This is a genomic window from Geminicoccus sp., assembly GCF_035556675.1.
Taxonomy (GTDB): domain Bacteria; phylum Pseudomonadota; class Alphaproteobacteria; order Geminicoccales; family Geminicoccaceae; genus Geminicoccus.
This window is the reverse complement of record NZ_DATMFZ010000346.1, coordinates 14203-34489: the sequence shown is the minus strand read 5'-3', so window position 1 is coordinate 34489 and position 20287 is coordinate 14203. Positions and strand designations below refer to the sequence as shown.

Below are 20287 nucleotides of genomic sequence, written 5' to 3'. Positions count from 1 at the left end.
CCCAGACAAGTTGTGATCATGAGCCAGACCCCTGCGGCCGTTGACTGCTCCATGCCGGTCATCGTCTCCGTGATCGTGCCGGCCCATAACGTCGAATTGTATATCGATCATACCTTGACCTCGATCCGCGCCCAGACCGTGCGCTCGCTCGAGATCCTGGTCGTCGATGACGCGTCCTGTGATGCGACGGCCAGGATGGCGGCCGCGCACGCTAGCCAGGATCCGCGCGTGCGCCTGGTGCGCATGACCGAGAATCGCGGAGTCTGCCGAGCGCGCAACGAGGGGCTTGCCGTGGCGCGGGGCCGGTGGATCGCCTTCGTCGACAGCGACGACTGGCTGGAGCCCGGGCGCCTGGCCCGGATGGTCGAGGCCGCCGAACACATGGATCTCGACTGGCTGGCCGACGACCAGTTCATGGTGAGCCGGCCGAATGCGCGGCCTGACGGCCGGGTGCTGCGCAGCGAGCCTGCCGGGGTGTCGCGGATGGATGTCGCCCACCTGGTGGTGCGCGACCCGCCCGAGATCGTGGGCTACGGCACGCTCAAGCCCCTGGTCAGGCGCAGCTTTCTCCATCGCCACCAGCTGGCGTTTCGCCTGGGCCAGGAGCGCTACGAGGATTTCCTGTTCCATGTCGACTGCGGCCTGCACGGTGCGCGCATGGGCCTGCTGAACCAGCCCCTCTACTACTATCGGCGGCGGCCGGGTTCGCTGACCGCAGTCGATCCGCTCACCACGCTCACCCGCATGCTCGAGCAGAACGCCATTGCCGAGCATGCCGCCCGCGATCTGGGCCCGGTGCGGCTGCAGGCAGCGCTGGCGCGCCGTGCGGACCTGATCCGCAGCTCCCTGGCCTATCGCCGGCTGCTGCGCGATCTCGGCCGACGCGAGGTCGGCAGCGCGCTGCGGGCGCTGCGTGCCGACCCTCAGCTCGGAATCACCCTCATGGACCGCCTGGCCAAGGCCGCAGGCCGGCGGGTCCGCTGGTAGGGCAGGGTTGCCGGCGCCGCCTTCAGGGACGTTCCACGGCACCAATGTCGCGACGCCGGGTGGCTGCCCGCCCGGTCTGATCGCTGGCGTTGGCATGGACTTCCGCCGCACCATCAATGGCGGGCGATCCGGCTTTCGGCATGAAGCGCTCGACCACCGGCTCGGTGCATACGCCAGCCAATCGCGGATCCGCGATCCGGTCGCCTGGCCCGATCAGCTCGGGCGCCACCGTGCCGAACAGGATGTTGCGGCCGGTTGCCAGGTCCGTGTTCGACCAGTTGGAGTTGATCCGCTTGCCCGGGCGGGCCAGGAGAATGTTGTTGAAGATGCGCACGCCCTTGCTGGTGTTCGCGAAGATCTCGCCATCGTTCTGGCTCTCGCCCGCGGCGTTGCGGCAGGACGTGTTGTTGACCAGATCCACGTTGGCGCTGTCGTAGACGTGGATCCCGGACCCGCCATTGTCGAACACGATGTTGTTCTCGGCGCGCATCCGGAAGGGATAGTCGAAGGCCGTGTTCTGATCGAAGATGATGCCGTTGCCATCGGTCGGGTGGTCGATGCCAATTGCCGTCGAGGCGACATGCTGGTGGTTGGCGAACGAGATGTTGTTGCGCACGAGGATCCGGACCTCGTCCGCGGGCCCTTCGCCCATGCTGCGGCTGTGCCAGACCGAGATGCCGCTATGGCCGTAGAGCGAGGTGAAGGCGTTGTGGTGGGCGACGTTGTCGTCGATCAGGAGATAGTCCGCGGCGTTGGCCGCGATCCCGGCGCCCGGGAAGTCATGGACGACGTTGTCGCGCACCACGACATGGTGGACCGCCCGGGACTCGTAGCCTTCGACATAGACGCCGCTGCCGCAGTTCTCCCCGGTCGCCAGGCAGTCGCCCTGACGCCGGCCCCAGGCCACCAGATCCGCCCGTGAGCGGATCGGGGTGCCGTCGCTGGTGGCGGAGCCCAGCTTGCTGCCGCTGATCTCGAAGCCCTCCAGGAGGAAGTAGGCCCCGCGCAGGTGCACGAGCTGCCAGCTCGCCACCCCGGCGATGGTCGGCCGCTCGCCCGGAAAGCCCCGAAGCGCGTTCCATTGGCCAGGGGCGCCATCGAAGTCGACCAGGAGCTCGCCCTCTCGATAGATCCCGTCGCGCACCAGGATCTCCGTACCACTTCCGTAGGAGCGTGCCCTGGCCAGGGCCGCGCCGATCGTGGCCAGCGGTGCGTCCTGCGTTCCGGCGGCCGTGTCCGAGCCGGAGCCGCTGACATACAGCTGGCGCAGGAAGCCGATGGTCCAAGGCGTCGGCGCCGCGGGCGCGTGCAGGCGGGGGCGCCGGTCGATCGCATCATCGGACGCTGCCCTCACGGGCAGGGCCATCAGTGTCACGGCCAGAACCAGGGCCAGGGCTGGCAGCTTCATCGGCAGGGGCCTCCGGGCAATGGATGGCGGCAGAGATAACCGCTCGACTATTGGCTGCTCCGCCCGATGGGGGCGACTACGCCCTTCAGCTGAATCCGGCCGGCATGACCAATCTGCCATGATCCGGCAAAGGCAGACGGCCAGGGCAGTCCATGCACGCATCCTATTTCCAGGAGACCACACGCTGGCCGCTGGCCGCGCCCAGAACGCTCGGCCAGCTCCTGTGCCTGATCTCGCTGGCCGGCTGGCTGTTCATCTGCTCGAGCGCCGTGTTTCCGCTGTGGATGCTCGGACGCGAGCCCACCCTGACTGCCGCGGCCAGTGAGACGCTGCGGATCTTGCTCCTGCCGAGCCTGATCGCGGCGCCGATCCTGCTGGTGCTGCGCTGGCGCGCCGTCACCGGACTGCTCTGCCGCCATCCCTGCCTGATCCTGCTGGGTATCTGGATCTGGCTGTCCGCCATCTGGTCGGTCGAGCCGGGCGTGACGCTGCGGCGGGCCGCCTCGTTCTCCGCCAACACCGTGATCGTCGCCTGGGCAGCAGTGACCTTCAGTCCGGCCGTCCTGGCCAGGACGCTCGCCGCCGTCGCACTGGCCATTCTGGGGCTGAGCCTGCTGTTCGGCATCTGCCTGCCCGACCTCGCCTTCATGCCGGACAGCGGCGAGTTTCGCGGCGTCTTCACCCACAAGAACGGCATGGGGCTGGGCCTGTTGCTGGCGGCCCTGCTCATCGCGGTTGCATGGCACGCCCGGCTCATGCCCCGGCCGACCCTGCTGCTCGGCTATGCCGCCATCGTGGCCCTGGCCGTCCCGGTCGGCTCGGCGACCACCGTGATGCTGCTGCTGATCCTGGCCGGCCTGCATCTGCCGCTGGTGATCGCGGCCTGGCCACGGCGCATGGCGGCAGGCGGCATGCTGTTCCTGCTGCTCGGCTGCGTCTCGATCCTCCTGCCGCTGTTCCTGGCACGCAACCGGATCATCCTGGCGCTCGGACGCGACGTGACGCTGACCGGCCGGACCGAGCTCTGGGACTTCATCGACGGGTTCATCGCGCAGCGGCCCATCACAGGCTACGGCTATGGCGCGTTCTTCGAGGTGGCGAGCGTAGCCGAGCAGATCAGTGCCCGGATCGGCTGGGGTGCGCCCAACTCGCACAATGGCTACCGCGAGATGCTGCTGGGGCTGGGGCTGGTCGGCCTCGTCCTGGCGCTGGGGGTCCTGCTGGGAGCGCTGGTACGGGCGGTGCGCGGGTTCATCCGCGACCCCCACGACCTGCCGAGCCGGTTCGCCTTCCTCTATTTGTGCCTCTATCTGTTCCGGAATTTCAGCGAGTCCGACCTGCTCGCGCATTCCGACCTCACCTGGATCCTGGCCGGCTTCGCCATCCTCCTGCCGACCGCATCGACCCTGAGCCGGGAGCCGGCTCTCCGGACAGGGGGGCTGGCATGAGCGTCCATCGACGTCCGCGGGTGCTGTGCCTGCCGACCGGGCCCGACGAATATGCGATCGCGATGGTGCGGGCCCTGTCCGGCGTCGCCGAGGTGACGCTCGCGGCGCCGGTGCCGATGGTGGAGCGGTTCGGCCATGACCTCCCGGACACGGTCGCTGTCCACCCGATGCCATGGCCGCGCCATCGCGACCTGCGCAACCTGCTGCTGCTCGGCCGGCTCCTGCGCCTCGTCCGGCGGATGGATCCCGACGTCATCCACTTTCTGGGCGACAGCGTCTTCTGGCTGACACTGGGCCTGCCGTTCCTGCGCCGCCGGACCAAGGTCGTCACCGTGCACGACGTCACCTGCCATCCGGGCGACGTGCAGTCCCAGAAGGTGCCGGCAGCGACCATCCGGCTGCTGCGCCACGCCGCGGACGGCCTGATCGTCCATGGGCCGGGGTTGCGCCAGGCCCTGCTGGATTCCGGCATCGGGCACCCGGACCAGGTCCATGTGGTGGCGCATCCGGTGCTGGACCGCCACCGCCGCATTGCCGACGAGGCCGGGCTGGCGAAGACGCCAGGCCCTGGCCCCTGCATCCTCTTCTTCGGGCGGATCATGGCCTACAAGGGCGTGGGCCTGCTGATCGATGCCTCGGACCAGGTCGTCCGGCATGTCCCCAATGCCCGCTTCGTGGTCGCCGGCACCGGGCCGGACCTGGCACGGCTTCGGCCGGCACTGGCCAGCAGGCCCTGGTTCGAGCTGCACGACCGCTACGTGCCGGACCGGGAAGCGGCGCAGCTGTTCCGTGACGCGGATCTCCTGGTGCTGCCCTATCTGGAAGCGTCGCAGAGCGGCGTGCTGGCGCAGGCGGCGGCCTTCGGCCTGCCAGTTGTCGCCACCGACGTGGGCGAGATCGGGGCCCTGGCAGGACGGACCGGGATGGGCCCGGTCGTGCCGACAGATGCCGCAGCACTCGCGCGAGCCATGGTCCTGCTCCTGCGTGATCCCGAGGCGATGCGGCGCCATGCCAATGCTGCCGCGGCGGCCGCTGCCAGCGCACTGTCGGCCGGATCCGTCGCCCTGCGCACTTTGACGGTCTACCGGCGGGCGGCCCAGCGCCACGCCGCTCCTTTGCCTGCGTCCCGCACGCATCCCGAGCATGGATAAGTCGTGCCATGCCGAGCGGCATCCGGCGGCCGTTCCGGTTCCACCGCAGGCAGGGCCGGTGCCGGACAGCATCCGCCATTCGCTGGCCTTCTCCTTCATGGAGAAATACCTGATCCAGGCCATCACGATCGGTACGACCGCGATCATGGCCCGGCTGCTCACGCCCGCCGAGACGGGGCTGTTCATGATCGGCTACGGGCTGATCCTGCTGATCGAGGCGTTTCGCGACTTCGGCGTCGGCGCCTATATCGTGCAGACCAGGACGCCCGACCTGCCGACGGTGCGCACGGCCTTCACCATCAACCTGCTGATGTCGATCGTGATGGGCCTGGGCCTGTTCACGGCTGCCCCCTGGATCGGCCAGGCCTATGACGCGCCGGAACTCGTGACGATCCTGCGGATCGGTACGCTCAGCTTCCTGCTCGTGCCGTTCGGCACACCGCTGATCGGCCTGATGCGCCGGGGCATGGAGTTCCGCAGGCTCGCCTTGATCAATGTCATGGCTGCGCTGGCCAGTGCGGGTCTCGCCATCCCCCTGGCGACCGCCGGGTTCGGCGCAGCCAGCTATGTCTGGGGAGCCGTGCTGTCCGGGACGGTTACGACCGTCATCGCCTTCTGCTGCCGGCCGAGGCTCGAGTTCTTCCGGCCATCCCTGCGCTACTGGCGGGAGGTCGGCTCGTTCGGCATGACGGCCAGCGTATTGACCCTGGTCAACATGGGCGCCGACCTCCTGCCCAGGCTCCTGCTGGGGCGGTGGTGGGGATTCGGTGCTGCCGGCATGTTCACCCGCGCCACGACGCTCAGCCAGCTCCCGGACCGGATGCTGGCCAGCGCGCTGAGCCCGGTGGTGCTTCCGGCCATGGCCACGCAGGTCCGCAACGGAGGCAATCTGAAGGGGGCCTATCTGCGTGGCCACGAGCTGATGTCGGCGGTGCAGTGGCCGGCCCTGGCGGTCCTGGCCCTGCTGGCCGCACCGGTGGTGCGAATCCTGCTGGGCCCGCAATGGCTGGAGGCGGTGCCGCTGGTGCGGATCATGGCGATCGCGACCATGATGCTGGCACCCGCCTTCATGACCTACCCGCTGCTGGTCGCGGTCGGCCGGGTCAGGGACGCGCTGCTCGCGAGCCTGATCAGCCTGCCGCCATCGGTGCTGATCGTCGTTGCTGCCGCCTATGCCGGCCCGGAGGCGCTGGCGGCCAGCATGCTCCTCACGGCCCCCTTGCAGATGGCCGTCGCCTTCCACTTCATCGCGCGGGTCATCGACCTGAACTGGCGCGACCTGCTGCTGGCCTCGCGCGCCAGCATGGCGGTCACGGCCGCGGCGGCAGCCGTGCCGGCTGCCATCGTGCTGAGCTCACCGGCCGGCTTCGATCTCGATATCGGCCGGACGATCATCGCCTGCGCCGCCGCCGCGCTGGGCTGGCTAGGCGGGCTCTACCGCACCGGTCATCCCTTGAGCTCGGAGATCACCGGGGCCTGCCGTGGGCTGACCCGCTCGCTGTCACGCAACGCCGCCTGATAGAGGGCGATCAGCTTTTCGGCATAGGCGGCGATGGCGAAGGCTTCCAGGTAGCGCTGGCGGGCAGCACTGCCCAGCCTGGCGCGCAGTTCCGGCCGGGTGACCAGGGTCGCGATGGCGTCTGCCAGGCTGGCCACATCGCCAGGTGTCACCAGCAGCGCCTCCCGACCGGGGGTGACCGCCTCCAGATGGGCGCCGACCGGGGTCGTGACGATGGCGAGCCCGTGGGCCATCGCCTCCAGCAGCGCCATGGCCTGGCCCTCGGCGTGGGAGGGCAGCACAAAGATGTCGGCGTTCCGGCACAGTGCCTGGACCGCGGCTGCATCCAGCCAGCCATGAAAGCTGGTCCGCGCGCTGATGCCCAACTCGTTTGCCTGCGCGGCGAACCGGGCGGTCTCGCCGCCACCGGCAAAGTCGATTGTCCAGGGGAGGGTGCGCAATGCCGGGGATGCCAGCGCCTGGAGCAGTTCGGGCACGCCCTTGCGGTCGTCGAGATTGCCCAGGAAGACCAGGCGTGCCGGTCGTTCCTGCTCCTGCCGCAACGGCGGCGAGCCCGGATCCGGGACGGCATTGGGCAGCCGCACCAGCCTCGCCGGCGCGACGTCCAGCAGCTCGGTGGCGATGACCTCGTCGCGGTGCCCCAGCACGATGACCCGTCCGGCCCGCTGAAACAGCCGGCGCACGAAGTGGCGCCCGACCATGCCGCGCCTGCCGAAGTCCGTCCGATAGTCGTAGTCGTGCAGGTGCACGATCGTCGGCAGGCGCAGCAACGCCGCGGCCTCGCTCAGCACGATCTTGCGGAGCGTGCTGCCCCGGCCGGCGACGTTGAGGTGGACCAGGTCGATCTGCCCCCTCAGCCGCGCCCAAGCCAGCCAGCCGACCGACCGCAGGAGATGGACGGGCATCATGGCGATGTGGCCGCTGCCCCTCGCGTCCTGCGGCGTGCAGCACGGACCGTCAGCCATGGCGGCGAAGGCCTCCATCGCATAGAGCATCATCCGGCCGATGCCGCCGAATTCGAAGCCGCCGGGAAAGGCGATCCCGATCCGGAGTGACCGGTCGGCCTTGCCGATCCTGCGCGCCTGCTGCTTGGTTGGCCCGTCCATCGCCAGCACTCCGTCGGCCGCCGCAGCTTCGGCGGCGCGATGTTTCGGTGCCACTGTAGTGCCCCGGGCGATAACGCGCGCTTAGTACTTTTGGCTATTAAGCTAATCGGCTGCCTGATCCAGCAAAGTCTTCGGTGTAACTTCCACTGGACCCGGGATGCCGATGATCGTGCCGGAGATGCGAGAAGCGAACCGGAGAAAGTCCGCCGGGCCGCCGATCAGCCGTGATCGCCTACTGCGATGGATTGTCACGACGTGCAGGATGAACGCATGGACCACGCGATCGGCGTGCGCAAGCCGAGGCTGGTGTTCTTCCAGTGGGATCATCAGCCCAATGAAGGTGCGGCTCGCTTCCTCCTGATGCACATGCAGCATCACGTCAAATGCCTGGCCCAGTTCTTCGATGTGACCGTGATCAACCACGATTGTGACTATGCCGAGATCTGTGAGCGGCATCGGCCTGACCTGACTCTGTTCGAGAGCGGTTACCGGACCCACGGGTCGCGACGCATCAAGGTGTCCAACACCCGTACCCATCCAGATGTGCCGAAGCTCGGACTGCACAATGGCGACGCATGGTGCGACCGCCGTGCCGGCTTCATATCTGACATGGATCATTGGGGGATCGAGACCTGCTTCACGATCGCGGTGGCGATGAAGGAGTACACGCCGAGCATCGCCGACCGGCTGTTCGTGTGGCCGAACTTCATCGACCCCGACATCTTCCGTGACTATGGCCAGCACAAGACGATCCCAGTGCTGCTGACCGGCCAGGCCTATGGCCTGTATCCCTGGCGCCAGAAGGTCTACCGGCTGCTGGCGGACCGGTTCCCCAGCCTGATCTGCCCACAGTTCGGCTACGAGAGCAGGGCCGCCCGGCGGATGCTGCACGGCGAGGACTATGCGCGTGCGATCAATGCCAGCCTGTTCGTACCCAGCTGCGGCGCGATGGGTCGGGAAGTCGTCCGCAAGCATTTCGAGGTCCCGGCGGCCCGGTCCTGCCTCGTCACCGAGCGAACTCCAGCACTGGCCGATGCCGGCTTCGTGCATATGGAGAACTGCGTCTTCGCCGATGAGACGGATGTCGTAGACTGCATCGACCACCTCCTGGACAGGCCGGACGAGCTGCGCCGGATCACCGATGCGGGTTACCGCCTGGTCCACACCCGCCACACGCTTCAGCAGCGATCGCAGATCCTCCAGTGGTACCTGCTGAACCGGCAGCGCGCGCCGCAGCAGCGGATCGTCCAGCCTCATGCCTTCGCGGCCCTCACCCTGACCGACGAGGATGCCGGCCGGATCAACGCGCCCGTCGTCGGGCAGAGCCTGGACCGGTCGCTGCTGCGCCAGGGGGATGCTCATCTGTGGCAGGGGAGGATTGCAGCGGCGCAGCACCATTACCGCCGGTGCCTGTATCACGTGCACTACCTGCCAGAGGCCAGGTTCCGCCTGGCGCTCAGCAGCCTGTTTGCCGGGGACGCGGGCGATGCGCTCGCGCGTCTTGCCGGATTGATCGAAACGACGCTGGTCGACTATGGCGCCGCCGACCCCGACCCGGTCGAATGGGCCTACTTCATCGTTGCCCTGCTCTGCCAAGGACGCATCGACGATGCTGCCCGATGCAGCGCCCAGTATCCATGGCTGCACCATCCCGAGCTTGATCGCGCGCGCCAGGCAGCTTGGCGGCTGTTTCCGGCCGCGTCGCCGGCGACACGGACGGATCACGCGAGCCTGCGGCACAGCGTTCACCAGCTGCCCCCCCGGAGCGCTGCGGCATGGGAGGGGCAACTCGCCGCCGTGCTCCGGGCCTGCGGGCAGGAAGCCCTGGTGGATCGGCTTGCCGGGAGCGCCGAGCTAGGTCCGGCGGCTTTCGAGCCGGGGCTGGCCGCAACGGCGAATGCGCCCGCCGTGTGCGGTCTGCACCGGCGCTGGTACCGGGGAATGGATGCGCTGCTCGCGAAGCCCAGCCTTGCGGCGCTGCAGCCAAGCGTGCCGGCCATGCCGGAGTTCCGATACTTTGGCAAGTTGGGCCGGAACGTCGTGAAGGCCACGCTGCCAGTACCGCTGCGGCGCCGGCTGCGTGATCTCGCGAGCATTGCGGGCAGACTGCACCGGCCGCGTTGGATCGCGAGGCAGCCTGATGGCAGCGATCGCTGGATCCATGACCGGCTGGTAGCGCAGGGCTGCCGGATGGTGCTGATCATCCAATCCGACCAGCCGGCCAGCGACTATTTGGGCCAAGAAACGCTGATCTGCACCAGGATCGCTGCCTCCGGACCTGGGCTGGACCTTCGTGCCGCGGATTCGGGTCGTCCTTTCGATGCGGTCGTCGTCGAGGACGCCGCTATCGTCGACGACCGGATCATGACCCTGCTCCTGAGCGTGCCCGTGGTCGTCCTGAAGGATATCTACCGGACCGATGCCGCCTGGGCGGCATTCGAGGCGATCCGCTCGCATGACCGGTATCGGATCATCGACATCGATCCGGCCGCGCCAGCCGGCTGCGTCATCGCCAAGCTACCCGAAGGCATCGCCCGTGCAGCCGGACAGGGTACCAGCGTACGCAAAGCATGTTCCACCGAGGACCGGGTTAGGCCGCAAGTTGTACCGGTATCCGTTCAGCCATCATCAGAAGTGGCTAGTTCAAAAGTTGGCGGAACAGGGCATGGATCGGGACCTCGCGACATCCAGGTGGGACAAGGACATGCTGGTGCAGTCTATCGACCATGAAATTCCGAGCGGCGCAGTGGATCCCGCTCCATCATCAAACATCGCGGCCGACGGTTACTGTATTTTTCGTGACGTGTTGTCCAGACAGGAGATCGAGACGTCGCGGAAATTGCTGCATCGGTATTTCCGCCAGAACGGCACCCACCGTCATGGCGGCAAGATCGAATGGCGCGGCATCCACAAGCTGCCGGAACTGGCCGACATCGTCATCAACGACCGGCTGCTGGGGGCTCTGCATGCCTGCACCAGCCCGGACGATCCCGTGCTGACTGGCGAGAGCGATCTGCAGATCAATACCCTGAGCCGCTGGCACAAGGACATCGATCAGGACGGCGAACTGAAGGAGCACGCGGACCGGCCGAACGGCTGGCGGGTGTGCAAGGCGGCGATCTACCTCCAGGATCAGCCGGCGGATTCGAAGCAGGCGCTCAAGGTCCGGCCCGGGTCGCATCGCCGACGGCTGGGCGAGGTCACGCAGGAGGTAGCTCTGGGCGTGCGGGCGGGCGACGTGATCATGTTCGACGTACGCATCGACCATGCCGGCCAGTTCCCATCCTGGTGGGACAAGAGCCTGCGCCGGCTGCTCATGGCCGGCGGCCGGATCACGAAGGGCGACCCGGAGAGCCGGTTCGCGGCAGTGCGCGGCGCGTTGCGCGCCTTAGGCGGCCGGGTGGAGGATCGCATGGCGATCTACCTGACCTTCGGCTCGCCCAATGCTGCGACCTATGCCTATGAGCAGGTGGGGCGCCGCAACCATGGGCCGGTACCGGCCGATCTCGATGGCGAGGCCAGGTCCAGGCTGGCGCGCTGGAACGTCGCCATGATCGGGGCCGCGTCCTGAGCGGCCCCGTTGTGGCTCAGCGGACGAACTGCTCCACATAGGCGGAGCCCAGGCCCTGGGCCTCGAAGTGGCGCTGCGCCGCTTCCAGCTTGGTGAACACGTCCTCGTAGCCCAGCGCCTCGCCCTGCGGGTCGACGTAGGAATAGCCGCCGGTGACGTGGAACAGGGTGATCATGCCCTCGGCATCCTCGGGCACCACCAGCGTGTGGGTCTCGCCCGGGGGCTCGAACACGTAGTCGCCTTCGCTAGCCACCCAGTCATGCTCCAGATAGTGCCAGGAGCCCTTCAGCGTGAAGGCATGGACCGGGCCGAAATGGCGGTGGCGGGACAGGACACCTGCTTTTTGGACCTTCAGGATGTTGACGTAGAAGCCCTGAGTGACGTTCAGGACCAAAGGCTTGAACCAGACGTCCTTGGCCTGGGGCACCCAGTGCGGGTCGTCCTCGGCGAGCGACAGGCCGCCGCCGAAGAAGATGTCGGGGACCATGCCGGCCGGCTGCGGACGCTGGTACGCGATCCGGCTCGGGTCCATGCGGCGGCTGGTGGATTCGCCGGACTGGGTTGCCGGGCTGGCGGCATTCGACATCGGGCAGGGCTCCAGGGAAGGTGAGGGGCCGGGAAGCGTCCCGGCCCGCTGGCCTCAGGGGTTGTGGAAGCGCGGTTCGGCGAACGCGGCGTTCTTTGGATAGATCGTCACGAGCTGGCCGTCCTGCCACTGCATCCCGTAGTAGAAGGCGCGGGTGTTCTGGCCGTTCTCGTCGAACTCGACGCCGTAGCCGGTGGCGGTCTGCCCGACCGGCACGTCCATGGCGGCGACCGTCTCGCGGATCGTGTCGGGCTCGAAGCCTTCGGCCTTGTCCAGCGCCTCCAGGATCGCAAGCGAGCCGGCATAGTTGACCAGCGAGTGGCCGGAGCGCGGCGCCTGATTGTACTTCTTCTGATAGGCCTCGACGAATGCCTCGATGCCGGGGGCGGCTTCGGGATTGATCTTGTATTGCGGGAAGTCGACGTCGAACACGCCGTCGATCAGGTCGTGGCCCACCGAATCCGCGGCCTGCTGCATCGAGTAGCCGCCGCCGGCACCCACGAACGCCTTGGGCTTGAAGCCGGCTTCGTGCGCCTGGCGCAGGAACAGGACGGTGTCGTTCAGGTACGAGGTCTGGATGACCACGTCGACCTCGGCCTGCTGCAGCGCCAGGATGATCGAGGACATGTCGACCGTGCTGGCCGGGTAGGCGTGCTCCTGGACGACGTTCAGGCCGTGCTTCTGCGCCGCCTCTAGCTTGTACTTGCCGACCGAGGCGCCGAAGCTGCTGTCCTCGTAGAGGAGTGCTATCTTCAGCTCCTTGGGGTCGACGTTCAGGGCCGGGGCCACCACCTCGCGCACCAGGTCGATGGTGGTCTCGCCGGTCTGCACCGCCGTGGGGTTGGTGCGGAACAGGTACTTGAAGCCGCGATTGGTGAGGTCGGCCGTGACCGCACCCAGCTCGAAATAGGGGATGCCGGCCAGTTCGGCGACCTGGCTCGCCGCCATGGAGCGGCCGGACGAGTAGGTGCCGAAGATCGCCGCCACCGACTCCACGGATGTCAGCCGGCGCGCCTCGCCGATCGCCTGGTTGTTGTCGACCGCATCGCCGCGGGCCAGCACGATCTGCTCGCCCTGGACCCCGCCCTTGGCGTTCATCTCCTCGACCGCCAGCTCCAGACCGCGGAAGCTCTCCTCGCCGAGCAGCGCCAGCTCGCCGCTGAACGGGTAGAGCGCGCCGAACTTGACGTCCGCCCAGGCCGGCTGGGCCGCCAGGAGGGCAAGCCCGAGTGCGGCGAAGGCCGTGCTGTTCTTCCAGTTGTTCATGTTCGCCTCCCTGATCTGAATATGTGTCAGTAGTCCAGGCGCTCGTTGGCCTCGAACATGGTGATCGGCGGATAAGCCTTCTGGTCAGTGACCACGTCGATCACGGTAGTCCGATCGGCGGCCAGCGCCTCCTTCAGGGCCGGCAGGAACTGGTCCGGGCGCTCGACGCGCACGCCATGGCAGCCGCAGGCCTTGGCGATCATGGCGTGGTCGACCGCCTGGAAGTCGCAGACATCGCTGTAGCCGTCGAACAGCACCTTCTCGGCATGCTTCTGGTAGCCGAGGATCTGGTTGTTCAGCACGATCAGCACGATCGGCAGGTTCATGCGCCGCGAGGTCTCCAGCTCCGACCAGACATGGGCGAAACCGCCATCACCGGCGAGGCAGATCACCGGGGCGTCCGGCCGGGCAGTCTTGGCACCCAGCGCGAACGGCAGGCCCCAGCCCAGGCCTGCGATGCCGCGGGGCGTGATGAAGCGGGCGCCGGCCTTGCGCGCGGTCAGGTAGTTGGCGACCCAGATCGAGGCGTAGCTGGCATCGGCCACCACGATCGATTCCGGGGTGAGCACCTGGTCCAGGTCGAGCATCAGTCGCTCGGGCCGGACCGGTGCCGCGTCCAGGTCGAGGGTGCGGGCGATGTCGGCCTGCCAGGTCTCGCGTGCGGCGGCGATCTTCCGCTCCAGGGCGGCCCGGCCTTCCTGGCGCAGCGACAAGTCCTGGCTCTGCAGCGCATGGGTCAGGGCGCGCAGGGTCAGCTTGGCATCGCCTACCAGGCGCATCGCCTCGTAGTTGCGGCCGACTTCCTGGCTGTCCACGTCCAGATGGATGTAGCGGGCGTTCTTCGGATAGAGCTGCCAGCTGTCCGTGCCGTTCTGGTTGGTGCGGTTGCCGACCAGCAGCACGACATCGGCCTCCTCCACCAGCGGGCGGAGATGCTGGGCGCGACCGCGCAGGCCCATGAAATAGCCGACCGGGCCCACCGAGAGCGGGTGGGTCTCGGCGACCGTGCCCTTGCCCATGGCGGTGGTGGCGACCGGGAAGCCCAGTTCCTGCAGGGCGGTGAGCTCGGCCGTGGCATCCGAGGAATGCACACCGCCGCCAGCGATCACGAGCGGCGCCCTGGCAGCGGCCAGGGCGGCGGCGGCCTCCGCGATTGCGGCCGGGTCGGCCATGGTGCGGTCGAGCGGGTAGGTGCCGAGCGAGGCGATCCGCTTGCCCGACCCGATCTTGGGCGTGTCGGTGAACAGGTCGACCGGGGCGATCAGCACGGCCGGACCGGGGCGGCCGGACGCGGCGGCGGTGAACGCCATGTCGACATAGTCGTCGATCCGGTCGGCCTCGGAGACCCGGCGGATCCACTTGGCCACGCCCTTGAACAGGTCCAGATGGTCCAGTTCCTGGAAGGCGTTCTTGTCGGTCTGCTGGCGATGGACGTCCTGGACGATCGCGACCACGGGGATCGAGGCCTTGTAGGCCTCGGCCAAGCCCGGGACGAGCAGGGTGGCGGCCGGGCCGTTCTGCCCGGTCACCACCGGCACCTTGTGCGAGACCCGGGCGAACGCGTCGGCCATGGCGGCACCGGCATTCTCGGTGCGGTAGCCGATCTGGCGGATGCCGAACTCCGGTGCCACCAGGAACAGGGCGGACGGGATGCTCTGGCCGAAGATCACCTCGACACCGTGGCGCTTCAGCGCCGCGGCGAAGGTGTGGGCGCCGGACATGTTGGCGATGGAATGGCCCTGGCTGGGGGCGGCCTCGGTGGGCATGGCGCGTTCCTGCTGGTTCAGGTCAACATGAGTCCGCCGGCCACGTCGACGACCTGGCCGGTGATGAAGCTGGCCTCGTCCGAGGTCAGGTAGAGGGCGAGATCGGCGACCTCGTCGGGACGGCCGAGCCGGCGCAGCGCGGTCATCTCGACCTGCACCCGGTTGATCTCGTCCGGCACGGTGCGGATCAGCGGGGTGTCGATCCGGCCGGGCGCCAGTGCGTTGACGCGGATGCCGAAGGGGCCGAGCTCGGCGGCGGTGTGCTTGGTGAAGCCGATCAGCGCCGCCTTGGTCGCGGCATAGTGGGCGCCGACCACGTTGGAGTAGGTCTTGCCGGCGATCGAGGACTGGTGGATCAGGACGCCGAAGCCCTTGTCCTTCATGGCCGGGGTGAGCAGCCGGGTCGTGTTGAAGCAGCCGGTCAGGTTGACGTCGACCACCCGGCGCCATTCGTCCGGCGACATCTCGTAGACCTGGTGGGCCTTGCCGTTGTGCTTGGGCGAGATGCCGGCATTGTTGATCACCGTGTCGAACGTGCCGCCCAGTTCCGCCTGGAGCCGCTCCACGGCGTCGGCCAGGGCATCGTAGTCGGCGACGTCGAACGCGGCCGAGGCGGCCCGACCGCCGGCTGCGCGGATCCGCTCGGCGACCGTTTCGGCGCGGGCAGGGTCGACATCGGTCACGGCCACCTTCGCGGCGCGCCGGCCGAAGCCCTCGGCGATCGCGGCACCGATGCCCTGGCCGGCCCCGGTGACCAGCACGATCCGGTCCTGGTGACTCGGGCGCTTTTGCAAGTCTTCGCTCATCATGGCTCCTCAGATGCCGAGATAGGCCCGGCGGACATGGTCGTTCTTCAGAAGGGCGGCGCCGGTGTCGGTCATGGTGATCTCGCCGTTCTCCAGCACGTAGCCGCGATCCGCGATGGAGAGGGTGTGGAACACGTTCTGCTCGACGATCAGCACGGTCACGCCGGTGGCGACGATCTTGTCGATGGTCTCGAACACCTGCTTGACGATGATCGGCGCCAGGCCCAGCGACGGCTCGTCGAACAGGAGCAGCCTGGGCTTGGCCATCAGGCCGCGGGCGATCGCGACCATCTGCTGTTCGCCACCCGACAGGGAGCCGGCATGCTGGTCGAGCTTCTCCTTCACCCGCGGGAACAGCGAGAAGGCGAACTCCAGCGTCTGGCCGACGTCGGCGCGGGCGCGGGGCGTGTAGGCGCCCATCAGCAGGTTCTCGCGCACGGTCATGTGCGGGAAGAGCTGGCGGCCCTCGGGGATGAGGGTGATGCCGAGATCGACTACCTCATGCGCGGGGAGCCGGCCGATGTCCTTGCCGTCGAAGGTGATGCTGCCCTCGGTCGGACGGACCAGGCCGGCGATGGTGCGCAGCGTGGTGGTCTTGCCGGCACCGTTGGCGCCGACGATGGTCACGACCTCGCCCTGGTTCACCTCGATCGAGATGCCGTGGAGGATGGTGACGCGGCCATAGCCGGCAGAGACGCGCTCAAGCCGCAGCATGGACGAACTCCTCTCCCAGATAGGCCTCGATCACGGCCGGATCGCGCACCACGTCCTCCGGCTTGCCGTTGGCCAGCAGCCTCGCGGAGTTGAGCACGACCACGCGGTCGGACAGCGCCATGATCGCCTGCATGACGTGCTCGATCGCGATCACGGTGACGCCGGCGTCGCGGATCTTCTCGATCAGCGTGATGGCTTGGCGGACATCGGTCTGGTTCAGGCCGGCCATGACCTCGTCGAGCAGCAGGATGCGCGGCTCAGTGGCCATCACCCGGGCGACCTCCAGGCGCTTCTGGCCGCCGATTGTCAGGTTGCGCGCCTCCATGTCGCGCTGCGCCCACAGGCCCATCCGCTCGGCGACCTCCAGCGCCTTCTCGCGGGCCTCCTTGCGGCCGGCATGGTGGTGGAAGGCGCCCACCATGATGTTCTCCAGCACGGTCATCGCCGCGAAGGGCTGGACGATCTGGAAGGTGCGGCCGACGCCGATCCGGGCGTACTCGTGCGGCGAGGTGGGCGTGACCCACTGGCCGTTGCGGTCGCGCACCCGCACCACGCCCGAATCCGGCGGCAGGAAGCCGGAGAGCATGTTGAACAGCGTGGTCTTGCCGGCACCGTTCGGGCCGATGATGCCCAGCACCTCGCCCTGCTGGACGGTGAGGTCGAGGTCCTGGGCGACGCGCAGGCCGCCGAACGCCTTGTTGAGCTTCTCGGCGACCAGGATCGGCTCGCCGATGGCACGGGTCTCCACGGGCTCGGCCGGATCGTGGACCAGGGCGGCGGCCGAGGCCTGCAGGGCGCCAGGCTGGGCGGCGGCCTCGTCCGGGCGCGGATGGGTCTTGCGGGTGAAGAAGCCCACCAGGCCGTCCGGCATGAACAGGACGATCAGCACCAGCACGGTGCCGTAGATGAAGCCGTGCAGGCCGATGGCCGAGGCGCCCAGCCAGCCGCGGGCGAGCTCGGTGAGCGGGACCACCAGCAGCGTGCCGAGCAGCGGACCCAGCACCGTGCCGATGCCGCCGATCAGGGCGAACATGGCGATCTGGATCGAGAGCGTCAGCGAGAACATCGCCTCCGGCTCGATGAAGGTCAGATACATGCCGTGGAAGGTGCCGACCATCGAGGTCAGTGCTGCGGAGATCGCGACCGCCCAGAGGCGCACCCTCAGGCTGTCGATGCCGGCGGCCTGGGCGGCCGGCTCGCGCTCGCGGGTGGCAATCAGGTAGTAGCCGAACCGGCTGTGGCGGATCCAGCCCGCGACCAGCAGGGTGAGCAGCAGGAGGCCGAACGCGATCAGCAGCGAGGGCTCGCGCTCGCGGAAGATCATCCACTCCCAGCCGACCTGCAGCGGGACCATCAGGCCGACCGCACCGCCGGTGATGCCCTTGAAGTGCAGGGCCAGCTGGAAGACGACTTCCAGGAAGGCGATGGTGGCCAACGCGAAGAACGGGCCGCGCAGGCGGAAGCACGGCACGCTGATCAGCACGGCCACGACTGCCGAGAGGGCGGCACCGGCGAACATGCCGAACCAGGGCGAGATGCCGTAGGGCACCAGCAGCCCGGCCGTGTAGGCGCCCAGGCCATAGAAGATCGCATGGCCCAGCGAGAGCTGGCCGGCGTAGCCGCCCACGATGTTCCAGGCGGTCGACAGGGCGCCGTAGAGGCAGATCGTGATGAAGATGTGGAACACGAAGTCGGACTGGACGCCCAGCGGGATCGCCAGGATGGCGGCCAGCAGGAGGGCGACCAGGATGGCGCTGCGCTTGTCCAGGCCGAAGGCGGCGAGCTTGCTGTCGTTCATGGTGGCACTCCTATTCCGAGCCGCGGCCGAGACCGAACAGGCCGGTCGGACGGACCAGGAGGATCAGCAGGAAGATCGCGAAGATCACCACTTCCTTCAGGTCGGGGGCGATGTAGTAGCCGCTGAGACTGTCCACGAGGCCGATGATCAGCGCGCCGATGAAGGCGCCGTGCAGGCTGCCCATGCCGCCCAGCACGACCACCACGAAGGCGGTCAGCACGAAATAGGTCCCGACCGTGGGCGAGACCGGGTACATCGGCGCCACCAGCGTCGCGGCCAGGCCCACGCAGGCAGCGCCGATGCCGAAGGTGATGATGTAGATCTTGTTGATATCGATGCCCATGAGCTGGGCGGCGTGGCGGTGCTGCGCCGTGGCCCGGATCGCGCGGCCCAGATAAGTGCGCTGCAGGAAGACGTGCAGGCCGCCCACCACCAGGATGCCGGCCACGAACATCACGACATGGCCGGTCAGGATGCGGAACGGGCCGAAGGCCAGGGGCGTGCGCGCGCCGTAGCCGGGGGTGGAGTGGATGTCGGCGCCGAACAGGAGCAGCGCCAGGTTGATCAGCGCCGTGGATAGACCGACCGTGGCGAAGATCTGCACATGGTGGTCGCGCGCCTCCAGGAGCGGCTGCAGGATGAAGCGCTGGATCAGCACGCCCACCACGAACAGGAGCAGGACCACGGGCGGGGCCAGGGCATAGGGATGCACGCCCAGCTGGGTGGTGAGCAGGAAGGTCGCGTACATCCCGACCATCAAGAGCTCGCCATGGGCGAAGTTGACCAGGCGGATGATGCCGAAGATCAGGGTGAGGCCGACGCTGATGATGGCGAACAGGCCACCCAGCATCAGGCCGTTGAGGACGAGCTGCCAGAAGACGGTCATGCCGGTTGCCTTGTTCCTGCGCCGGGCTTCACTCGGACTTGGTCAGCCGGACCTCAGCCACGGCGGCCTCGGGCGGCCACACGGTCACGAGCTTGCCGTCCTGCCACTGCATGCCCATCATGGTGGCCCGCTCGTTCTGGCCGTCCTCGCCGAACTTCACGCCCCAGCCTTCCGGCGTGCCGCCTGCCGGAATGTCGATGGCCTTCACCGCCGCGACAATCGCATCGGGCTCCAGCGATTCGGCCTTGGCGAGCGCTTCCAGGAGCACCTTGGCGCCGGTGTAGTGCAGCAGGCTGTGGCCGGAGCGCGGCGCGCTGCCGTACTTCTCCTGATAGGCGGCGACGAAGTCCTCGATGCCGGGCGCCGCGGCCGGGTTCACCGCATACTGGGTGACGTCGGCGTTGAAGGCGCCGTCGATGATCTCGGTGCCCACCGCCTGTGCCGTGTCGACCAGGGAATAGCCGCCACCACCGCCGATCACCGCCTTGGGCTTGAAGCCCGCCTCGTGGGCCTGGCGGAAGAACAGCACGCTGTCGTTCTGGTAGGAGGTCTGCAGGACGACATCGATCTCGTTCTGCTGCAGGCGCAGGATGGTGGAGGACAGGTCGACCGTGCTGGCGGGATAGGCCAGGGTCTCGACGATGTTCAGGTTCGCCTTCGCGCCGAACTCGTTCTGGAAGCCCGCGACCGTGGTGCCGTAGAGGCTGTCCTCGTGGATGATCGCGATCTTCAGCGCGGACGGCTCCACCTCCAGGCGCGGGGCGATCACATCAGTGATGAGCTCCACGGTCCGCACGGCCATGGCCTTGGCCGTCGGGTTGGTGCGGAACAGATACTGGAAGCCGCGGCCGGTGATGTCGTCGGAGACCGCACCCAGCTCGAAATAGGGGATGCCGGCGAGCTCGGCGACCTGGCTCGCCACCTGCGAGCGCGACGAGGAATAGGTGCCGAAGATCGCCTTGACCTCCTCCACCGAGATCAGCCGGCGGGCTTCCGCGATCGCCTGGTTGTTGTCGACCGCATCGCCGCGCAGGAACTGGACCTTCTCGCCGTTGATGCCGCCCTTGGCGTTGAACTCCTCGGCGGCCAGCTCGACGCCGCGCCAACTCTCGTCGCCCAGCAGGGCCAGCTCGCCGCTGAACGGGAACAGGGCGCCGAGCTTGACGTCAGCCTGCGCAGTGCCGGCCAGCAGCCCCAGTGCCAAGCCGGCGACGATGCCCAGTGCGGGCCGGATTCGTAGCGCCATTTCCTCGCTTCCCAGATCGTTGGTCGATG

At 68.0% G+C, this 20287-nt stretch carries 16 protein-coding genes; 6 read left to right on the top strand and 10 right to left on the bottom strand.

Annotated features, from left to right (window positions below; translation table 11 throughout):
• Nucleotides 1-18: 18 nt before the first annotated feature.
• Nucleotides 19-987 carry a glycosyltransferase family 2 protein gene (locus VNS22_RS24245; RefSeq protein ID WP_325737097.1) on the top strand — a complete coding sequence of 323 codons (969 nt, stop codon included), beginning with the start codon at nt 19-21 and terminating at the stop codon, nt 985-987.
• A gap of 22 nt (nt 988-1009) precedes the next feature.
• Here the strand turns inward: VNS22_RS24245 and VNS22_RS24240 are convergent, their stop codons facing one another.
• Complete coding sequence (locus tag VNS22_RS24240; RefSeq protein ID WP_325737095.1) at nt 1010-2395, bottom strand: NosD domain-containing protein; 1386 nt, start codon at nt 2393-2395, stop codon at nt 1010-1012.
• Nucleotides 2396-2547: 152 nt separating this feature from the next.
• On the opposite strand from VNS22_RS24240, the gene VNS22_RS24235 reads away from it, so the two are divergent.
• Genes VNS22_RS24235 through VNS22_RS24225 form a run of 3 tightly spaced genes read left to right on the top strand, consistent with a single transcriptional unit; the run spans nt 2548 to nt 6513 of the window.
• Nucleotides 2548-3843 carry an O-antigen ligase family protein gene (locus VNS22_RS24235; protein ID WP_325737093.1) on the top strand — a complete coding sequence of 432 codons (1296 nt, stop codon included), beginning with the start codon at nt 2548-2550 and terminating at the stop codon, nt 3841-3843.
• Nucleotides 3840-4994 (top strand): glycosyltransferase family 4 protein, encoded by a 1155-nt coding sequence (locus VNS22_RS24230; RefSeq protein WP_325737091.1) that lies wholly within the window; start codon nt 3840-3842, stop codon nt 4992-4994. The genes VNS22_RS24235 and VNS22_RS24230 overlap by 4 nt, the downstream gene beginning before the upstream one ends.
• A 58-nt stretch (nt 4995-5052) precedes the next feature.
• Nucleotides 5053-6513 (top strand): lipopolysaccharide biosynthesis protein, encoded by a 1461-nt coding sequence (locus VNS22_RS24225; protein WP_325737090.1) that lies wholly within the window; start codon nt 5053-5055, stop codon nt 6511-6513.
• On the opposite strand, the gene VNS22_RS24220 is transcribed toward VNS22_RS24225, so the two are convergent.
• Entirely contained in the window at nt 6441-7619 is a 1179-nt protein-coding gene (locus VNS22_RS24220) for a glycosyltransferase family 4 protein (RefSeq protein WP_325737089.1), read from the bottom strand. The genes VNS22_RS24225 and VNS22_RS24220 overlap by 73 nt on opposite strands.
• Nucleotides 7620-7889: 270 nt before the next feature.
• Here VNS22_RS24220 and VNS22_RS24215 point away from each other — a divergent pair, with 270 nt between their 5' ends.
• Nucleotides 7890-10349, top strand: coding sequence for a glycosyltransferase family protein (locus VNS22_RS24215; RefSeq protein WP_325737086.1), 2460 nt, complete (start codon nt 7890-7892; stop codon nt 10347-10349).
• Between the two features lie 109 nt (nt 10350-10458).
• Entirely contained in the window at nt 10459-11190 is a 732-nt protein-coding gene (locus VNS22_RS24210) for a hypothetical protein (RefSeq protein WP_325737085.1), read from the top strand.
• 16 nt (nt 11191-11206) lie between these two features.
• Here VNS22_RS24210 and VNS22_RS24205 read toward each other — a convergent pair whose 3' ends face one another.
• The 8 genes from VNS22_RS24205 to VNS22_RS24170 are packed head-to-tail and all read right to left on the bottom strand — an operon-like array spanning nt 11207 to nt 20258.
• The gene (locus tag VNS22_RS24205) at nt 11207-11776 is read right to left on the bottom strand and encodes a 2,4'-dihydroxyacetophenone dioxygenase family protein (RefSeq protein ID WP_325737083.1); all 570 of its coding nucleotides are present in this window, start codon (nt 11774-11776) and stop codon (nt 11207-11209) included.
• 54 nt (nt 11777-11830) lie between these two features.
• Complete coding sequence (locus VNS22_RS24200; protein ID WP_325737081.1) at nt 11831-13042, bottom strand: ABC transporter substrate-binding protein; 1212 nt, start codon at nt 13040-13042, stop codon at nt 11831-11833.
• Between the two features lie 26 nt (nt 13043-13068).
• Nucleotides 13069-14808, bottom strand: coding sequence for an acetolactate synthase catalytic subunit (locus VNS22_RS24195; protein WP_325737079.1), 1740 nt, complete (start codon nt 14806-14808; stop codon nt 13069-13071).
• A 17-nt stretch (nt 14809-14825) separates the two neighbouring features.
• Nucleotides 14826-15614 (bottom strand): 3-oxoacyl-ACP reductase FabG, encoded by a 789-nt coding sequence (fabG, locus tag VNS22_RS24190; protein ID WP_325737077.1) that lies wholly within the window; start codon nt 15612-15614, stop codon nt 14826-14828.
• Between the two features lie 9 nt (nt 15615-15623).
• Nucleotides 15624-16328, bottom strand: a complete 705-nt coding sequence (locus VNS22_RS24185; protein WP_325737075.1) for an ABC transporter ATP-binding protein — start codon at nt 16326-16328, stop codon at nt 15624-15626.
• Complete coding sequence (locus tag VNS22_RS24180) at nt 16315-18126, bottom strand: branched-chain amino acid ABC transporter ATP-binding protein/permease (protein WP_325737073.1); 1812 nt, start codon at nt 18124-18126, stop codon at nt 16315-16317. Before VNS22_RS24180 ends, VNS22_RS24185 begins: the two co-directional genes overlap by 14 nt.
• Before the next feature lie 10 nt (nt 18127-18136).
• Nucleotides 18137-19012 (bottom strand): branched-chain amino acid ABC transporter permease, encoded by an 876-nt coding sequence (locus VNS22_RS24175; RefSeq protein ID WP_325737071.1) that lies wholly within the window; start codon nt 19010-19012, stop codon nt 18137-18139.
• Nucleotides 19013-19040: 28 nt separating this feature from the next.
• The gene (locus tag VNS22_RS24170; RefSeq protein WP_325737069.1) at nt 19041-20258 is read right to left on the bottom strand and encodes an ABC transporter substrate-binding protein; all 1218 of its coding nucleotides are present in this window, start codon (nt 20256-20258) and stop codon (nt 19041-19043) included.
• Nucleotides 20259-20287: the final 29 nt, after the last annotated feature.

What these genes read in the sequence shown, in the direction of transcription:
- VNS22_RS24245 (WP_325737097.1), top strand. Translation starts at nt 19, where the DNA reads ATGAGCCAGACCCCTGCGGCCGTTGACTGCTCCATGCCGGTCATCGTC.
- VNS22_RS24240 (WP_325737095.1), bottom strand. Translation starts at nt 2,395, where the DNA reads ATGAAGCTGCCAGCCCTGGCCCTGGTTCTGGCCGTGACACTGATGGCC.
- VNS22_RS24235 (WP_325737093.1), top strand. Translation starts at nt 2,548, where the DNA reads ATGCACGCATCCTATTTCCAGGAGACCACACGCTGGCCGCTGGCCGCG.
- VNS22_RS24230 (WP_325737091.1), top strand. Translation starts at nt 3,840, where the DNA reads ATGAGCGTCCATCGACGTCCGCGGGTGCTGTGCCTGCCGACCGGGCCC.
- VNS22_RS24220 (WP_325737089.1), bottom strand. Translation starts at nt 7,619, where the DNA reads ATGGACGGGCCAACCAAGCAGCAGGCGCGCAGGATCGGCAAGGCCGAC.
- VNS22_RS24215 (WP_325737086.1), top strand. Translation starts at nt 7,890, where the DNA reads ATGGACCACGCGATCGGCGTGCGCAAGCCGAGGCTGGTGTTCTTCCAG.
- VNS22_RS24205 (WP_325737083.1), bottom strand. Translation starts at nt 11,776, where the DNA reads ATGTCGAATGCCGCCAGCCCGGCAACCCAGTCCGGCGAATCCACCAGC.
- VNS22_RS24200 (WP_325737081.1), bottom strand. Translation starts at nt 13,042, where the DNA reads ATGAACAACTGGAAGAACAGCACGGCCTTCGCCGCACTCGGGCTTGCC.
- VNS22_RS24195 (WP_325737079.1), bottom strand. Translation starts at nt 14,808, where the DNA reads ATGCCCACCGAGGCCGCCCCCAGCCAGGGCCATTCCATCGCCAACATG.
- fabG (WP_325737077.1), bottom strand. Translation starts at nt 15,614, where the DNA reads ATGAGCGAAGACTTGCAAAAGCGCCCGAGTCACCAGGACCGGATCGTG.
- VNS22_RS24185 (WP_325737075.1), bottom strand. Translation starts at nt 16,328, where the DNA reads ATGCTGCGGCTTGAGCGCGTCTCTGCCGGCTATGGCCGCGTCACCATC.
- VNS22_RS24180 (WP_325737073.1), bottom strand. Translation starts at nt 18,126, where the DNA reads ATGAACGACAGCAAGCTCGCCGCCTTCGGCCTGGACAAGCGCAGCGCC.
- VNS22_RS24175 (WP_325737071.1), bottom strand. Translation starts at nt 19,012, where the DNA reads ATGACCGTCTTCTGGCAGCTCGTCCTCAACGGCCTGATGCTGGGTGGC.
- VNS22_RS24170 (WP_325737069.1), bottom strand. Translation starts at nt 20,258, where the DNA reads ATGGCGCTACGAATCCGGCCCGCACTGGGCATCGTCGCCGGCTTGGCA.